The sequence below is a fragment of the Pseudomonas sp. JBR1 genome (assembly GCF_028198185.1).
Classification (GTDB): Bacteria; Pseudomonadota; Gammaproteobacteria; order Pseudomonadales; family Pseudomonadaceae; genus Chryseomonas; species Chryseomonas oryzihabitans_E.
Genome location: NZ_CP116340.1, coordinates 773253 through 790056, shown reverse-complemented (window position 1 = coordinate 790056; position 16804 = coordinate 773253). Strand labels below are relative to the sequence as shown.

The 16804-nt window shown below is 67.5% G+C and carries 15 protein-coding genes; 4 read left to right on the top strand and 11 right to left on the bottom strand.

The annotated features are described in order from the left end of the window. Positions 1-18 precede the first annotated feature (18 nt). The 3 genes from gabT to PJ259_RS03780 all read left to right on the top strand — a co-directional run bounded on the left by gabT (position 19) and on the right by PJ259_RS03780 (position 2715). A complete protein-coding gene (gene gabT / locus PJ259_RS03790; protein WP_271654775.1) occupies positions 19-1308 on the top strand; it encodes a 4-aminobutyrate--2-oxoglutarate transaminase in 1290 nt (429 codons plus the stop codon). Positions 1309-1504: 196 nt separating this feature from the next. Next, positions 1505-2194, top strand: coding sequence for a haloacid dehalogenase (locus PJ259_RS03785; RefSeq protein ID WP_059314813.1), 690 nt, complete (start codon positions 1505-1507; stop codon positions 2192-2194). Positions 2195-2223: 29 nt separating this feature from the next. Continuing rightward, positions 2224-2715, top strand: coding sequence for an Lrp/AsnC family transcriptional regulator (locus PJ259_RS03780; RefSeq protein ID WP_007161776.1), 492 nt, complete (start codon positions 2224-2226; stop codon positions 2713-2715). A 52-nt stretch (positions 2716-2767) separates the two neighbouring features. Here the strand turns inward: PJ259_RS03780 and PJ259_RS03775 are convergent, their stop codons facing one another. Further along, on the bottom strand, positions 2768-3481 hold the full coding sequence (locus PJ259_RS03775; RefSeq protein WP_271654774.1) for a cupin domain-containing protein: 714 nt from the start codon (positions 3479-3481) through the stop codon (positions 2768-2770). A gap of 231 nt (positions 3482-3712) precedes the next feature. Here PJ259_RS03775 and PJ259_RS03770 point away from each other — a divergent pair, with 231 nt between their 5' ends. After that, complete coding sequence (locus tag PJ259_RS03770; RefSeq protein WP_271654773.1) at positions 3713-4639, top strand: 2-hydroxyacid dehydrogenase; 927 nt, start codon at positions 3713-3715, stop codon at positions 4637-4639. An 18-nt stretch (positions 4640-4657) separates the two neighbouring features. Here PJ259_RS03770 and argE read toward each other — a convergent pair whose 3' ends face one another. The 10 genes from argE to PJ259_RS03720 form a co-directional block, all read right to left on the bottom strand. After that, positions 4658-5809, bottom strand: a complete 1152-nt coding sequence (gene argE, locus PJ259_RS03765) for an acetylornithine deacetylase (protein ID WP_271654772.1) — start codon at positions 5807-5809, stop codon at positions 4658-4660. Then, positions 5806-6966: an NAD(P)/FAD-dependent oxidoreductase gene (locus PJ259_RS03760; RefSeq protein ID WP_271654771.1), complete on the bottom strand. Its 1161-nt coding sequence runs from the start codon at positions 6964-6966 to the stop codon at positions 5806-5808. Before PJ259_RS03760 ends, argE begins: the two co-directional genes overlap by 4 nt. Next, complete coding sequence (locus PJ259_RS03755) at positions 6963-8378, bottom strand: FAD/NAD(P)-dependent oxidoreductase (RefSeq protein WP_271654770.1); 1416 nt, start codon at positions 8376-8378, stop codon at positions 6963-6965. Before PJ259_RS03755 ends, PJ259_RS03760 begins: the two co-directional genes overlap by 4 nt. After that, a complete protein-coding gene (locus PJ259_RS03750; RefSeq protein ID WP_059314807.1) occupies positions 8363-8668 on the bottom strand; it encodes a (2Fe-2S)-binding protein in 306 nt (101 codons plus the stop codon). Before PJ259_RS03750 ends, PJ259_RS03755 begins: the two co-directional genes overlap by 16 nt. After that, positions 8665-10509 (bottom strand): ABC transporter ATP-binding protein, encoded by a 1845-nt coding sequence (locus PJ259_RS03745; RefSeq protein ID WP_271654769.1) that lies wholly within the window; start codon positions 10507-10509, stop codon positions 8665-8667. The genes PJ259_RS03750 and PJ259_RS03745 overlap by 4 nt, the downstream gene beginning before the upstream one ends. A gap of 1 nt (position 10510) precedes the next feature. Further along, positions 10511-11413 (bottom strand): ABC transporter permease, encoded by a 903-nt coding sequence (locus PJ259_RS03740; protein ID WP_271654768.1) that lies wholly within the window; start codon positions 11411-11413, stop codon positions 10511-10513. After that, positions 11410-12366 carry an ABC transporter permease gene (locus tag PJ259_RS03735; protein WP_059314804.1) on the bottom strand — a complete coding sequence of 319 codons (957 nt, stop codon included), beginning with the start codon at positions 12364-12366 and terminating at the stop codon, positions 11410-11412. Before PJ259_RS03735 ends, PJ259_RS03740 begins: the two co-directional genes overlap by 4 nt. A gap of 73 nt (positions 12367-12439) precedes the next feature. Further along, a complete protein-coding gene (locus PJ259_RS03730; protein ID WP_271654767.1) occupies positions 12440-14077 on the bottom strand; it encodes an ABC transporter substrate-binding protein in 1638 nt (545 codons plus the stop codon). Positions 14078-14696: 619 nt separating this feature from the next. Further along, complete coding sequence (locus PJ259_RS03725; protein ID WP_271654766.1) at positions 14697-15989, bottom strand: NAD(P)/FAD-dependent oxidoreductase; 1293 nt, start codon at positions 15987-15989, stop codon at positions 14697-14699. Positions 15990-16016: 27 nt separating this feature from the next. Then, positions 16017-16688, bottom strand: a complete 672-nt coding sequence (locus tag PJ259_RS03720) for a haloacid dehalogenase type II (protein WP_271654765.1) — start codon at positions 16686-16688, stop codon at positions 16017-16019. Positions 16689-16804 lie beyond the last annotated feature (116 nt).

Here is a 16804-nt window from a genome sequence, read left to right as displayed (position 1 = left end):
TGCCTGGAGTATCGCTGCATGAATTCCGCTGCCAAAGCCACCGAACGTCTGTTGGGTTATCGCGAACAAGGCGTTCCCCGCGGCATCATCACCGCCCACCCCGTCGTGGTGGCCCGCGCCCAGGGCAGCGAAGTCTGGGACGTGGATGGTCGCCGCTACCTCGATTTCGTCGGCGGCATCGGCGTGCTCAACGTCGGCCACAATCACCCGCGGGTGGTGGAGGCCGTCCGCCGCCAGGTCGGGGAGATCTCCCACGCCAGTTTCCAGGTGATGGCCTACGAGCCCTACCTGGAACTGGCCAGCCGCCTCAACACCCTGATCGGCAATGGGGAGGCCTACAAGACGCTGCTGCTGACCTCCGGGGCCGAAGCGGTGGAGAACGCCATCAAGATCGCCCGCGCCCATACCAAGCGGCCGGGGGTGATCGCCTTCCGCGGCGGCTTCCATGGCCGCACGCTGCTGGGCGTGACCCTGACCGGCTTCGCCCAGCCCTACAAGCAGAACTTCGGCCCCTTCCCCGGCGACATCTATCACGCGCCCTACCCCGATCCCTTCCACGGCATGGACACCCAGCAGGCCCTGGTCGGCCTGCGCGAGGTGCTCGCCACCCAGGTCTCCCCCGACCAGGTGGCCGCCATCCTGATCGAACCGGTACAGGGCGACGGTGGCTTCCGTCCGGCGCCGGTGGAATTCCTCCAGGGGTTGCGCGCGCTGTGCGACCAGCACGGTATCGTCCTCATCGCTGACGAGATCCAGACCGGCTTCGGCCGTACCGGCAGCCTCTTCGCCTTCCAGCAGACCGGCATCCAGCCCGATCTGGTGACGGTGGCCAAGAGCCTGGCCGGCGGCCTGCCGCTCTCCGGGGTGGTCGGTCGCGCCGCCATCATGGACGCGCCCCTGCCCGGCGGCCTCGGCGGTACCTACGGCGGCAACGCCCTGGCCTGCGCCGCAGCGCTGGCGGTCCTGGACATCTTTGAAGAGGAGGACCTGGTCGCCCGAGGGGTCGCCCTGGGCGAACAGCTGCGCAGCGGTCTGCTCGACCTGCAACGCCGCCACCCGCGTATCGGCGAGGTCCGCGGCCGCGGCTTCATGCTGGCGGTGGAGATGGTCGGCGCGAACGGCAGAAGCCCGGACGCCGCCCTCGCTCAGCAGGTCATCGAGGGCGCCCGTCAGGCCGGATTGCTGGTGATCAAGTGCGGAGTGGAGCGCAACGTCATCCGCTTCCTGGCGCCTCTGGTCACTACAGAAGCACAACTGGCCGAAGCCTTGCAGATGTTCGGCCAGGCCCTCGCCCAGGCCAGTGCCTGAGAAGTTGCTCACGATCTCGTGAGCTAGAGCCAAACAAGGCGAAAAGGCCTGAGAAAGCGCAGTTTACAAGTGGTAAATGAGCATTTCGAAGGCGTTTTCAACGAAGTTTGGCCGACGCGCAGCAGATCGTGAGCGGCTTCTGAGGTCGAACGTAACGCCGCCCGGCCCCACTGTCGCGGCGAAGGGGAATCCGACCATGAGAATCACGCGTTACCAGGCCATAGGCTTTTCCTGCTACGGCACCCTCGTCGACCGTGAAGGGGGCATCCTCGAAGCCCTGCGCCCCCTCGTGGCGCAGGCGGGGCTGAGCACCCATCCCGACTGGCTGCTCGGCAGCTATCACCGCCTGGCCCGCGAACTGCGCCAGACAGCACCCACTGCCAGTCAGATCAGTCTGCATCTGCGCATTCACCAGCGACTGGCGCAGGAGTTGCAACAGGAAGCAGACCTGGATGCCAGCGTGGCTTTTGGAAACGCCACGGCGTGCTGGCCGGTGTTCGAGGATGCTCCGGGCGCGCTGCAGTACCTGAGCAAGTTCTATCGATTGGTGTTGCTGGCCTCGCCCGATGACGGCGAGGCGGCAGCGATCACGGCGCGGTTGCCTGAGGTGTTCGCCGCCGTCATACCCAACCGGGGTGGCGATCTGCGCCTGGCGCTGGATGACACCCTGGAAGAACTTGGCCTGGTGCGTGGGGACTTGCTGCCGGTAAGAGGCAGCGAACCGGACGATCCCTGGAACCCCCTGGTGGATTTTCCGCTGTGTACCCTGCGCCGTGATCGCTCGCGGCCCTGGAACCTTTCGCGGCAGGCCCTGGATGGCACGCGGTGCGAGTACGCAAGTCTCGCCGATCTGGTACACGCCCACCAGACCGCCCTGCGTGCCTAGCCTGCCGTTCACGATTGCGAGGAACGACGATGGACGCCGCAACAAAACTGGATCGCATCGACATCAACATCCTGGTGCAGCTGCAGAAGGATGGCCGGATGACCAATGTCAGTCTCGCCGAAGCCGTGGGTCTTTCCCCCAGCCCCTGCCTGCAACGGGTCAAGCGCCTGGAGGCGGCCGGCTACATCAGTGGCTACGAGGCCCACGTCAACCTCGCCAAGATCGCCAACTCGGTGACGGTGTTCACCGAAGTCACCCTCTCCGACCACAAGCGCGCCGACTTCGTGAAGTTCGAGTCCTTCATCCGCGGGGTCGATGAGATCCTCGAATGCCACCTCATCAGTGGGGGCTACGACTACCTGCTGCGGTTCATGTGCAGCAGCATCGGTCACTACCAGGAATTGATGGAATCCATCCTCGACCGCAACGTCGGGATCGAGAAGTACTTCAGCTACATCGTCATCAAGTCGCCGGTGGTCAAGAACGCCCTGCCGCTGCGCAGCCTGATCAAGGCAGGCTAGTACTTCGCACCTCGACGCTCCGCCAGCACCCCGCTGCCGGAGCGCGCCGTGCCTAGCGCAGGATGCAATAGAGCTTGCGCACCGTCTCCCGACTGTCCCAGGCCATGGGCGTCTCCGCGGGTACCAGCACCGCCTCGCCCGCCCTGACATTGCAGGGCGCTTCACCCTCGACGGCCAAAGTCACCGAGCCGGCATAAAGCAGCATCAGTTCGCAATGGGGATTGGTCACTGCCTTGCGCACGTAGCCGGTGCATTCCCACATCCCTACCCGCAAGGCGCCGCCGCCGCTTTCGAACAGGTCGCAGCCCGTGGCAGTGGGCGCCGGGCTGAGCAGCACGCTGGCGGCCGGTGGCGGCGAAGGCTCACGCACGGCGGCCGGGTCCAGCAGCAACGGCGCCGACGGCGTCGGGCCTTCGCTGGCGCGACCGGGAAAGGCCATGAACAGGCGGCGTAGCTCGCCACTGTGGCGCCAGCGGCAACTCAGGCCACGCGGCAGGATGAAAGCATCGCCGGCCTTGAGCTGCAGGGCGCCACCGGCCCACTCCAGCTGCAACTCGCCCGCTTCGAGAATGCTCACTTCCACCCAGGGAAAGTCATCCAGCTGGCAATCGGCGGAGTGGCTGATGGCGCTCCCCATGACATAGCCCAGGCGGCCATCGTGCAGGTGCAGTTCCCGGCCAGCGGCCAGGGGATCATCGTGCAGGGGTTGCAGCGCGCGCGGCAGCTGGCGGTCATTGGGCGGTTGGCAGTAGTGCAACAGGGGCATGGCGAATCCTCACGACCAGAGGCGCGGCGGGCATGCCGCGGACAGGGTCAGTATCGACCGCCAAGACGGCCGGGATATGGCGTTTCCGTCGCGACGCAGCACAGAAGCTGCCGTTTTTCCCAGATGCGGCGCAGTTTCCGCCGCACCACCGATCATGACGGCGACGCCTGGGATTTCAGGACAAACTACCGCCCCCTTGCGCCATCCTTGAGCTTTGCCGGAGACCTTCCCATGACGCTGCTCTACAAGGCCGATCCCGAACGCGGCCAGGCCTGGCGCCGCTTGTTCCAGGAACGCGCGCCCGATATCGAATTTCGCCAGTGGCCAGAGGTGGGCAACGCCGACGAGGTCCGCTACCTGGCCTGCTGGCAACCACCAGAGGACCTCGCCAGCCGCTTTCCCAACCTGGAGGTGTTGTTCGCCACCTCGGCCGGGGTCGATCAGTTCGACCTGAGCCTGCTGCCTGCCGACCTGCCGGTGGTGCGCATGCTCGATCCCGGCATCGTCGCCGGCATGGTGGAGTACGCGACGCTCATGGTCCTGGCCCTGCATCGCCAGCTGCCGCGCTACCTCGACCAGCAAGGTGCGGGGCGCTGGCAGGAACATGCCCTGGTGACGGCGGAGAACAGACGCGTCGGGGTGCTCGGCCTTGGCCAGATCGGCCAGGCGGTGCTGGAGCGCCTGACGAGCTTTGGCTTCGCGCTGTCAGGTTGGTCACGATCGCCCCATGAGTTGCCAGGGGTACGCTGTCATGCCGGCGCCGAGCAGCTGCCGGCGTTTCTCGCCGACTGCGAGATTCTCATCTGTTTGCTGCCGCTGACCCGGGAGACGCGTGGAATTCTCGATGCCGAACTGTTCGCCGCCCTGCCTCGTGGCGCCAGCCTGATCAACCTGGGACGTGGCGCCCAGCTGGTAGAGGCCGATCTGCTGGCGGCCCTGGACAGCGGTCAGCTGAGCCAGGCGATACTGGATGTGGTGGAGCCGGAACCGCCCACGGCCGACCATCCCTTCTGGCAGCACCCGCGCATCTGGCTGACACCCCACGTGGGCGCCATGACGGTGCCGGAAACGGCCTTCACGGTCTTGCTGGAGAACATCCGCCACCACCAGCGCGGTGAGCAGATGCAGGGTTTGGTGGATCGGCAGCGGGGGTACTAGTCGAGAGGCAGGGTGGCCTTAGCCCAAGGCCACTCGCAACCGTCCGAGCAAGGCATCGCAGGCTTCCAGCTGGCTGATCTCGACGTACTCATCGGGCTTGTGCGCCTGTTCGATGCTGCCAGGCCCGCAGACCACCACCGGGGTGTCCAGCCGATTGGCGAAGAGGCCGCCCTCGGTGCCGAAGGCCACCTTGAGCTGGGCAGTGCCGGGCTCGACCAAGGTCTGCAGGAAGCGCACGGCCTCGACGCTGGGATGGGTATCCAGTCCGGGATAGGCGTTGACCGTCTCGATCTCGATGGCGGCCTTGGGCGACAGCTGCCGCGCCTGGGCGACCAGGGTGTCCGCCGTGTCCTGCAGCGTGGCCACCAGGCTCGCGGGATCGTCCGCCGGCAGGTGGCGGATCTCGAAATCCAGGGTGCAGAGATTGGGCACGATGTTCAGCGCCTTGCCGCCGTCGATCCGGCCAACATGCAGGGTGGTGTAGGGAATGTCGTAGGCCGCGTCACGGGTGCCCTCTTCCGCCAGGCGCCGCTGGCTGGTGCGCAGGGCCGTGACCAGATCGCTGGCCAGGTGGATGGCGTTGACGTGCTGCGGGGCTCGCGAAGAGTGCCCTTCCTGGCCATGGCAGTGAGCCCGCAGCGCCGCCTTGCCCTTGTGGCCTAGGGCGACCTGCAATTGGGTGGGTTCGCCGACGATGCAGAGGAAAGGCCGCACGGGTGCCAGCTCCAGCACCTCCAGCAGTCGCCGTACACCGACGCAGCCGATTTCCTCGTCGTGGGAGAGCGCCAACTGCAGGGGTCGTTTCAGCGGTTCACCACGAGCGGCGTCCAGCAGGGCGACCACCGCGCAGGCGACGAAACCCTTCATGTCGCAGGCGCCGCGCCCGTAGATCCGACCGTCCTGCAGGGTGCCGGCGAAGGGTGGCAAGGTCCAGGCCTGGCCTTCCACCGGCACCACATCGGTATGCCCGGACAACAGCACCCCGGGTACGTCGGCAGGCCCCACGCTGGCGTAGAGATTGGCCTTGCGGCCGCTCTCGTCCAGCACCAGCCGGCAGGCGATATCGGCCGCTTCCAGCAGCCCCTGCACATGCCTGATCAACGCCAGGTTGGAGTCGGCGGAAACGGTGGGGAAGCCGATCAGGGTGCGCAGTAGATCCTGGCTGTTCATCCGGCAAGGCTCTCCTGGCGCGGTTGCGCGAAACGGGCCACATCGAAGGCCGCCAGGGGGGTGTCGGTACGGCCGGTGGCGATCAGCTCGGCCATGGTGTCCCCTACCCCCGGGCCGAGCTGGAAGCCGGCGCCACAGAAGCCGAAGGCGTAGTAGAGACCCTCCACCTGGCTGCTGGGGCCCATGATCGGCAGGTCGTCAGCGATGTAGCCCTCGACCCCGCTCCAGGTACGGATCACGTTGACCCGCCCCAGGGCCGGCGCCAGGCGGCGCAGCTGAGTGAGCTGATTGAGCAGGCCGTGGGGTTCGGCGCGGGCCAGACGGGTGTCCAGATCCGGCCGGGTGCGGAAGCAGCCGCCGAAGATCACGTTGCCCCGCGGGATCTGGCGGAAGTAGATGGTCTCGCTCACCAGCGGCGAAGACACGCCCACCGCCTCCCTGAAGACATAGGGCAAGGGCTCGGTGACGCCCATTTGCGGGCCATGGGTCTCGATGGGCACCGGCTCGCCGAACTGGCTCGACAGCCGGCTGCCCCAGGCACCGGCGGTGATCAGTAGCCGTGGCGCCTGATAACGGCGGCCATCGGCGGCCTGCACCAGGAAGTCACCGTCCGGCTTGGTGACCTGGGTGATCTCGACCCCTTCCTGGAGATTGACGCCTTCGCGCACCGCAGCGCGAGCGAACGCCGGGGCGGCCAGCCGCGGATTGGCGTGGCCATCGTGGGGCGCATAGGAACCTGCCACCACTTCGGGCCCCAGGTAAGGGAATTTATCGTGCAGCGCCGCGCCTTCGAGCACCTGCAGCTCCAGGGCGGCGGTCTCCGGCGCCCGTGCATACTCGTGCAGCATGGCGATGCGCGACGGATCGTAGACCACCCGCAGATGACCGCCTGGAATGAACTCCAGATCATCTCCGATAAGCTCCGGTAGCCGACCCCAGACCCCCCGCGAGCGCGTGGCGAGCGCTACCTGACTCAGGTAGCGCCCCTGACGGCGGACATTGCCGAAATTGGTGCCACTGGCGAAGCGCCCGACCTGATCACGCTCCAGCAGGAGCACCGACAAGCCCCGGCGACGTAGGAAAAAGGCGCTGGCGCTGCCCATGATGCCGGCGCCGACGATGATGACGTCTGCCTGGTTGGCGGCATTCTGGCTCATGATGAAACCTCCTCTTCGCTGGTAATGATCCCCAGCGGCAATGGCCGGACCGGCGCCTGGCCACGCAGGCGGCCAACGGTCTCGACCGGCACCCCGGATTCGGCGGCGATGATCTCCGCTCCGGCCTGGGCGCAATAGCGACCCTGGCAGCGACCCATGCCGACGCGGCTGAAGGCCTTGGCGCGATTGGCCTCGCGAGCGCCCTTCTCACGAACCACGGCGCGCAACTCGCCGGCGGTGATGCCTTCGCAGCGGCAGACCACCGCCGTGTCCGGCAGGCTCGCCATCTGCCTGGCCGGCCAGGGAAAGGCTTCCGCGAGGCCCAGGCGAAAGCGCTCCTGCACCGCCAGGCCCTCGCGGCAGCGCTCGGCGAGCCCCGTGGGTAGCGTCAACTGGAGGTCCGCCAGCACAGCGCAGGCGGCCAGTCGGCCGGCCAGCTCGGCCCCGTCGGCGCCGCGCACCCGGGCGCCATCGCCCGCGGCATAGACGCCCGGCGTGGAGGTTCGCCCCTCCCCATCCAGTTGCAGCACCCATTGGCCAGTGGCCCGCTCGAACTCGAAGGCGCAGCGGGCCAGGTCGGCCAGCTGGGTTTCCGGACGCAGGTGGTAGCCCAGCCCCACGGCGTCGCCGACCACCTCCTGACGCAGTCCGCGGGCATCGGCGAAGGCCGCGCCACGCACGCCCTGCTCGGCATCGCCCAGGATCTCCAGCGGGGTGACGCCCAGGTGCAAGGGCACCCCGGCGCGCTTGAGCGCGGCCATGAGCTGCACGCCCTTCCAGGCCAAACCCGGGCGGGCCAGCAGCTTGGGGGTGGCGAGGGCGCGCAGGCGCAGGGGCGCGGTATCGAGCACCGCCGCCACCGTGGCCCCGGCCTGCTGATACTGGCTGGCGACCAGATAGAGCAAGGGACCGCTGCCCATGAAGATCACCCGCCGGCCGATGGACACCGCCTGGGCCTTGAGGGCGATCTGCGCGCCGCCCAGGGTATAGGTGCCGGCCAGGTTCCAGCCCGGTACCGGTAGCAGGCGGTCGCTCGCGCCGGTACAGAGCACCAGGGCGTCGAAGTCCAGGGTCCGCTGGCGATTGCCCTGCACCGTGTAGAGGGTGCGCTCGTGCAGGTGCCAGGCCAGGGTGTCGGGGCGGTAATCGAGGCGTCCGCGCAGGCCGTCGAAGGTGCGGTGCAGGTCCTCGGCCTTGGCCGCCTCGCTGCCATAGAGGGTGGCATAGGCCCGCTGGAAGCCCTCGGGCTGGCGACGATAGATCTGACCGCCGTCGCGCCGATTCTCGTCGATCACCACCGGGGTGATACCGGCGGCCAGCAGGGTCTCGGCGCACCGCACACCGGCCGGACCAGCGCCGACGATGACCACCCGGGGAGTGCTCTTGCCCGGTTGGGCTAGGCCAGATTCCATATGGCCTCCGGTTGCGCGGTGAGGATCTGCAGTCCTTCGCGGACCTCGGTGCCGCAGGCACGCAGGCGCTCGCCCTCGGCGGTCCACACCCAGCAATCCTGACAGGCGCCCATCAGGCAGAAGCCGGCACGGCGCTCGTCACCGAATTCGGAACGCCGCAGCGCCGGACCGTTGGCGAGCAAGGCGACCATCAGGGTATCGCCGGCCAGTGCCGTGACCGGCAGGCCATCGACGGTGAGACTGACCTGCGGCCGGCCGGTTTCGGCGAGTCGCTGGAAGCGGGAAGTCATGCGCGAACTCCTTGGGAATGCAGCACGGCGCCACCCTGCAGACGTTGCAGGGTCTCGCCATCATGGTGACAGAGGATGCGGTTGCCGCCGGCCAGCGTCTGGGGTCGTGGCGGCACCCGGTCGCAGCGCCCTTCCAGCCGTACCGGGCAACGCTGCAGGAAGCTGCAGAGGCGTCCGCTGGCCGGAGCCGACGAGGCCAGGGGCAGCAGCGTGCGGACCGGTTGTTCTTCCAGCCAGCCCTGGCGCAGCGCGGGCACCGAGGCAGTGAGCAATTCGGTGTAGGGGTGCAGCGGCGGGTGCTGCAGTGTGGCGGGGGTGCCGAGTTCCACGGGCTGCCCGGAATAGAGCACCAGCACCTCGTCGCAAAGGCTGCGCACCGTGGAGATGTCGTGGCTGATGAACAGATAGGCCAGCCCCAGTTCGCGGCGCAGTTCGGCGAGCAGGTCGAGAATGGCCGCGCCGACCACGGTATCCAGCGCCGAGGTCACCTCGTCACAGAGGATCAGCTCGGGTTCAGCGGCCAGGGCGCGTGCCAGGTTGACCCGCTGCTTCTGGCCGCCGGACAGCTCGCCCGGTCGCCGGCTGGCCAGACTGGCCGGCAGCTGCACCCGGTCGAGCAATTCACGAACCTTGCGCTGACGGGTGGCCTTGTCGAAGGCGTGATAGGTCTCCAGTGGACGCGTGAGGATGCGCTCCACGCTATGGGCTGGATTGAGCGCTGTGTCGGCATTCTGGTAGACCAGCTGTACCCGGCGGAACTGCTCGCGGGTGCGTCCTTCCAGGCCCGGCGGCAGGAGTTCGCCACCCAGGCGCACGCTGCCCTGGGCCGGCGGCAGCAAGCCGGCAATGACCCGCGCCAGGGTCGACTTGCCGGAGCCGGATTCGCCGATGACCCCCAGCGCCTGGCCGGCGCCGATACGCAGATCGATACCCTCCAGCACCCGATAACGCGGCAGGTCGTCGGCGCCGATGGGGCCATAGCCGGCCACCAGGTCCTTGATCTCCAGCACCGGCGCCTGGCTGTCGACGGTCGGCAGGCCACGTTCCGCCAGGGGTTCCGGCTGGGCCGCGGCCAGCAGGCTGCGGGTATAGGGATGGCGGGCGCTGGCGAGCAGCCGCTCGGTGCGGCGATTCTCATAGACCTCGCCGCCGTTGAGCACCAGGATGCGGTCGGCCATCTGGGCCACCACGGCCAGGTCGTGGGAGACGTAGATGGCGGTCACGCCACGCTCGCGGACCACCTGCTTGAACACCCGCAGCACCTCGATCTGGGTGGTCACGTCCAGCGCCGTGGTGGGTTCGTCGAGGATCACCAGGGTCGGATCGGTGATCAGCGCCATGGCCGCCATCAGCCGCTGCAACTGACCGCCCGAGACCTGGTGCGGATAGCGCTCGCCGATATGCTCCGGATCCGGCAGCGCCAGTTCCTTGAACAGTTGCAGGGCGCGCGCCTCGGCCTCCTGCCGGGTCAGTACGCCGTGAATCAAGGCGCTTTCGATGATCTGCGCCATCAGCCGTCGTGACGGATTGAAGGCCGCCGCCGCGCTCTGGGCGATATAGGCCACGGTGCGGCCACGCAGGTGGCGCAGTCCGCCGGCGTCCAGCTCAAGCACCTGGGTGTCACCCACCCGGATCGAGCCGCCGGCCAACCGGCATCCCGCCCGGGCATAGCCGAGCAGCGACAGGGCAATGGTGGTCTTGCCCGACCCCGATTCGCCGATCAGCGCCAGCACTTCGCCCTTGGCCAGGCTGAAGCCGACGTCCTTGACGATGGGGGTTTCGCTGCCGTCCTCGTTCTCCGCGACCACGCGCAGGTCCTTGACCTCTACCAGGAGCACCATCTCAGCGCCCTCCCCGACGTCGGGCGCCGAAACGATCGATGAGCAGGTTGACGCCCACGGTCAGGGTGCCGATGGCCAGCGCCGGCATCAGCACCGCTGGGGCGCCGTCGGCCAGGCCACCGATGTTTTCCCGCACCAGGGAGCCCAGGTCGGCATTGGGCGGTTGCACGCCGAGGCCGAGAAAGCTCATGCCGCTGAGCAGCAGCACGATGTAGACGAATCTCAGGCCCAGGTCGGTGAGCAGCGGCAGGCGCATGTTGGGCAGGAGCTCCATCAGGGCAATGTACAGCCGGCCCTCGCCGCGGGTGCGGGCGACCTGGACATACTCCATCTCGGTCAGATTCATCGCCAGACTACGCGAGATGCGATAGCAGCCCGGTGCGTAGCCCACTACCGCCATGACGATCAGTAGCGGCACCGAGGAGCCGAAGGCCGACACCATGACCAGGGCCAGCATCTTGCTCGGCAGCGAGATCAGCGCATCGACCAGCCGCGATAGCGGCTCATCCACCCAGCGCCCGGACAACGCCGCCAGGAGGCCGAGCCCGGTCCCCAGCACGCAGGCCAGCATCGCCGCCGCCAGCGCCAGGCCCACGGTGAAGCGGGCACCATCGAGGATGCGGCTGAGCACGTCGCGGCCCAGGTAATCGGTGCCCAGGGGATGGGCGGCGCTGTAGCTCGCGAGTATCGCGCTGTCACCCAGGGCGCCCGGGTCATAGGGCGCCAGCCAGACGCCGAAGGCCGCGATGAACAGCCAGAAGACCACCAGGATGCCACCGAGCAGTCCGGTCAGGGACCAGCGCGCGCGGCGACGGGTGCGGGGCGGCGACAGCTGGGCGTCGAGCGTCTTGCCATCCACCGGCAGGACGGACGCGCCTCGTACGGGAGTCAGGGGTCGGGTCATAGCGTTCTCAGCCTCGGGTTGGACAGGATGGCGCAGAGATCCGCCAGGGTCATGAGGACCAGGTAGGCGCAGCAGAACAGCATGGCGCAGGCCTGGATCAGGGGCAGATCGCGACTGGCGACGCCGTCCACCATCAGCTGGGCGATCCCTGGATAGTTGAAGATGGTCTCGACGATCACTACCCCGCCCATGAGGTAGGAAAGACTCAGGGCCACGGCGTTGGCGATGGGTCCCACGGCATTGGGCAAGGCATGACGCAAGACGGCGCGCACCGGGCCGACACCCTTGAGCCTGGCCATTTCCACGTAGGGACTCTGCAGCTGCTCCACCAGGGCCGCCCGCGTCATGCGCGCCATCTGCGCCACGATCACGCAGCACAGGGTGCCCACCGGCAACGCGTAGGCGCGCAGGAAGTCCAGGGGGCCGTCGATGTCGTGGGCGAAGGTCAGCGCCGAGGTCCATTGCAGGTGGACGGCAAACACCAGTACCGCCAGGGTCGCCACGAGAAATTCCGGCACAGCGACGATGCCCAGGGTGAAGACGTTGAGCGCGCGGTCCAACCGGCCTCCGGCGTTCATGGCCGAGACGATGCCCAGCCCGAGCGCCAGGGGCACCGACACCAGGGCCGTCACCCCGGCCAGCATCAGCGAACCGCCGAGCCGGTCGCCGATCATGGTGGTGATGGGCATCTGGCTGGCCAGGGACTGGCCCAGATCACCGTGCGCCAGACCGCCGAGCCAGTGGAAGTAGCGCAGCAGCGCGGGCTGGTCGAGGCCCATCTGGGCGCGCAGCGCCGCCACCTGCTCGGGCAGCGCGAACTGGCCCAAAGCCTGCTGCGCGGCGTCGCCCGGCAACAGCGCCGAGACGAAGAACACCAGCAGCGAGACGATGAGCAGGGTCAGCAACCCGCCCCCGACCCGCCGGGTGATGAGGGAAAACACGGAAAGGTCCAAAGCCACCTCCTGCTTGAGCGTGGAGCGGCGAGCGCGGTCTCGGCGGACCGCACACGCCGTCAGGCACCGAGCGTCAGGCCTCCAGCCAGACGTGTTCGGCGAACATGTAGCCCATGAAGCCGCCGATGGGGATGATTCCGTAACCGCCAAGCTTGGGCGAATGGGCATCGATGGAACTGGTGAAGATGGGCAGGCCGATGCCGCAGTGCTGGTGGATCAGCAGCTGCATGTCGGCGTACATCTGCTTGCGCTTGGCCAGGTCGGTTTCGCCGCGGGAGGCCACCAGCAACTGGTCGAACTGCTCGTTTTTCCAGCCCGACTCGTTGAAGGGCGCATCGGACTTGAAGAATTGCGACAGCAGGATGTTGGCGGTAGGCCGGGCGTTGATGTTGCCGAAACCCAGGGGGTCCTTCATCCAGTGGCTGTTCCAGTAGCCATCGGCGCTGACCCGGTTGACCATCAGGTTGAGCCCCGCCTGGCGCGCCGACTGCTGCAGCACCAGGGCCATCTCGTTGGCGTTGTCGGCGGCGGTGGAGGTCACCAGCGGCAGCTTCGCCCCGGCGATACCGGCCTTCTGGAAGAGGAACTTGGCCTTGTCCGGATCGTAGGGCCGCTGCGGCAGGTCCGCGGCATGATAGGGAGTGCCGGGCATGATCGGCTGGTCGTTGCCGATGGTGCCGTAGCCCAGGAACACCGACTTGAGGATCTGCTCGCGGTCGAACAGCAGCTTCATGCCCTCCACCACGTTGGGATCGTCGAAGGGCCGGTTGGGAAGGCGCATGATCAGGTCGGTATAGCTGCCGGAGGTGTTGGCCACCACCTTGAGCTTGCCACTCTGCTTGAGACGTTCGGCGGAGCGCGGATCCACCGAGACGGTGAGCTGGACGTCACCGGCCAGCAGCGCATTGACCCGCGAGGGTTCGTCGCCGATGCCGATCAGCTCGATCTCGTCCAGATAGGGCTTGCCGGATTTCCAGTAGTTTTCGTTGCGCACGCCCACGGTGCGCACGCCCGGCTTGAACTCCTTGACCTTGAAGGGTCCGGTGCCGTTGGCGGTCGAGAAGTCCTTGGTGCCATCGGCGATGATCAGGAAGGGCGAGATCGCCAGCACCGCCGGCAGCTCGGAGTTCGGCGACACCAGGCGGATCCGTACCTCATCGGGCGCAACCGCGGTGATCTCGGCGAATTGATCGGCCAGCGCCTTGACCTTGGAGCCTACCGCCGGATCCTTGTGGCGCAGCAGCGAGTAGACGACATCGGCGCTGTCGAAGGTCTTGCCGTTGTGAAATTGCACGCCCTGGCGCAGCTTGACCGTCCAGGTCAGGGCGTCCGCGCTTTCCAGGCTGGTGGCCAGGGCCATCTGGGGCTCGAGATGGCTGTCGAACACCGTGAGACCGTTATAGAAGAAATACTGGCGGGTGTAGTCACCGGAAAAGGCGCCACGGGCCGGATCGAGGGTATCGGCCGTGGACGAACCCGCCGCCGCGGCGCGTACCCGACCGCCCCGGCGCGGGGTGCCACTGACCGCGTCCTCGGCCGCGAACACCTGGCCATCGCGGCCGAGCAGACTGCCCACGCCACTCGCCAGCAGTCCTGCGGCGCCCAGCAGGCGGAGTGCATCGCGCCGCGAGACACCCCGATGCAGGGCCTCGAAGGCACGCACGCTTTCAGCAGCACCTATCAGGGGACTTCCAGTCTTTTTCTCGGTCATGTCGGCTCGCTCGTTGGGGGCTCTGTCACCAGGGCCGCGTGCCCCTCCCCGGGCCCGCGGCGCTGTCCTCGTGGCCGCCGTGTCGCACGGCCTGGTTCATTACAGCACCGGCCCCTCGTCGAATACCGTCGAATTGGGTGGGCGACGAGACAGAAAAGACCGTTTTGGCCAAGCCGCTCAGCATTGTTTGCGGTGTGCGTCGCCACAGCGCAGCGGGGCCGCCCATGCCCGGGTTTGGCGCGCCGCCAGGACGCCTGGCTGGCCAGCGGGGTGCCGTTTCCGACCAGGCGCAGGGCGCGTCCCTCTGCGAACGGCCGGCTCTCGCGGCAGTTTCCACACCGCACGCCTGCCAGACACAGAAGAAAATTCCAGGGTGCCCGCTGGCCTGCAGAAACGACAAAGCCGCCCGCCCGGACACTGCGATTGGCAGGGTCCGGGCGGGCGGTTCGTTGCTCAGGATCTAGGTTCTGTACGAAAAGTCGACGAGCGAAGGTCAGGCGAGGCGAAAAAGGCTGAGGAAGCGGAGTTTACGAGCGGTAAATGAGCATTCCGACCGGGCTGGCGATCCAGGCCTTTTTCAACGAAGCATCACCGAGCGCAGGCACTTTTCGTACAGAACCTAGTGCAGGCGATCCTGGACCCGGTAGTACAACCCCACCAGGGGCAGGAACCAGGGCTTGCCGAAGTGGCCGGGGATGGCAGGCCAGTCCAGCACCCGCCAGGGGTTGGCCTGGCTGCGCCCTTCCAGCACCTCGGCCATCACCCGGCCCATGTGTACCGCCATCTGCACGCCGTGACCGCTATAGCCCATGGCATAGAACAGGCCGTCCTGCTCGCCGGCACGCGGCAGGCGGTCGGCGGTCATGTCCACCAGCCCGCCCCAGCAATAGTCGATGGGCGCCTGGGCCAGGCTGGGAAACAGCTGCCCCAGGGCAGCGCGCAGCACGGCGCCACTCTTGGCGTCCTGGCGTGGATCGGACAGCGCGAAGCGCGCCCTTCCCCCAAAGATGAGACGGTGATCCGGGGTGGTACGAAAGTAGTTGCCGATGATGCGGCTGGTCACATAGGTCCGACGATTGGGCAAGAGCTCGTCCAGCTGCGCCCTGGGCAGCGGCGCGGTGGCGATGATGAAGCTGCCCACCGAGGCGATGCGTCGGCGAAACCACTGGAAGGGACCAACCCGCGCATTGCCGGTGGCCACCAGTACCTGACGGGCGCGCAGCTCGCCCTTGGCGCTGAACACGCGAAAGCTGCCATCGGGCAGCCGCTGCAGATCACTGACTGCCGCGCCTTCGTACACCTGGGCGCCACGCCGGACCGCCGCCTCCGCCAGCCCCACGCCGAAGCGCCCCATATGCATCTGGGCGCCGTTACGCTGCAGGAGTCCCCCGTGGAAGCCGTCGGAGGCCACCTCGACGCGCACCTGGGCGGCGCTGAGCAGCTCCACGTCCGGGTCCACCTCCTGGCGGATCAGCTCGCAGGTACGCGCCAGATTGTCATAGTGCTGCGGCTTGGCCGCCAACTTGAGCTTGCCGGCTTTGTGGAAATCGCAGCCGATACCCTCCTCGGCGATCACCGCCTCCACGCTGGCCACCGCATCGGCATAAGCCTGGTAGAAGGCCCGCGCGCGCTCTGCACCCAGGCTGGCATGCAGGGCCGCGTAATCCTGGGCGACACCGGTGTTGCAGTGTCCCCCGTTGCGCCCGGAGGCTTCGCCGATCACCCGTCCGGCCTCCAGCACGGCCACGCTGGCACCGCGCCGGCGCAGGGCCACCGCGGCCGAGAGCCCGGTGAAGCCGCCGCCGATGACGACGACATCCACCTCGCCCGCCACCGGCCCCGGGGTGGCCCCGGTAAAGCCCGGCGCGGTCGCGAGCCAGTAGGAATCGGACGATGCAGGGCCAAGACTCATGGGCAGGCGCTCCGGCGGCTCAGGGTGTTATTCGAGACCGACCACAGCGGCCAGGCCGCCGATGTCCTTGATCTCGGTGTTGCTGTAGAACGGCGTGCTCGGCTCGTGACCGCGATTCACGAACACCTTGTTCTTGATGTTCATGTAGTCGGCCGGGATGAGGTCGTAACGGAAGCTCGACGACACGTGCAGCACGTCTTCCGGGCCACAACCAAGGGTGTCGAGCATGTATTCGAAGGCCTGCAGGCGCGGCTTGTAGGCCTGGCCCTGCTCGGCGGTGAAGACCCGGTGGAAGGGTACGCCCAGCTTGTCGACGTTGGACATGATCTGCTCGTCGGCGGCGTTGGAATAGATCACCAGCGGGATCTTGTCGGCGATCTTGGCCAGGCCCGCGGTCACGTCCGGATGCGGACCCCAGCTCGGCACCGCCTCGTAGTAGGCATTGGCCTCGGCGTCGGTGAAGGAAATGCCCCAGCGCTTGCAGGTACGCTCGACCGCTGTGTACAGCACCTCCGAATAGGGCTTCCAGGCGCCGAGCACCTCGTCGAAGCGATAGCCGTTGAAGTCCTTGCAGAACCTATCCATCGCCTCGGCCGGGATGCGGTCGGCGAACATCTCGCGGGCCATGTCGGACATGCGGAAACGGGTCAGGGTGCCGTAGCAGTCGAAGGTGATGTACTTGGGCCGAAAGGCGGTCATGGCAAGGGTCCTTTGACGGGAATGGTAGGTGAAGGCCGGAACGCCGGTGGCGCCCCTGGCAAGCATTACAGCATTGGCGGGCCTGACAGTTGTCCGCTTTCAGACGCCGCGGGAGA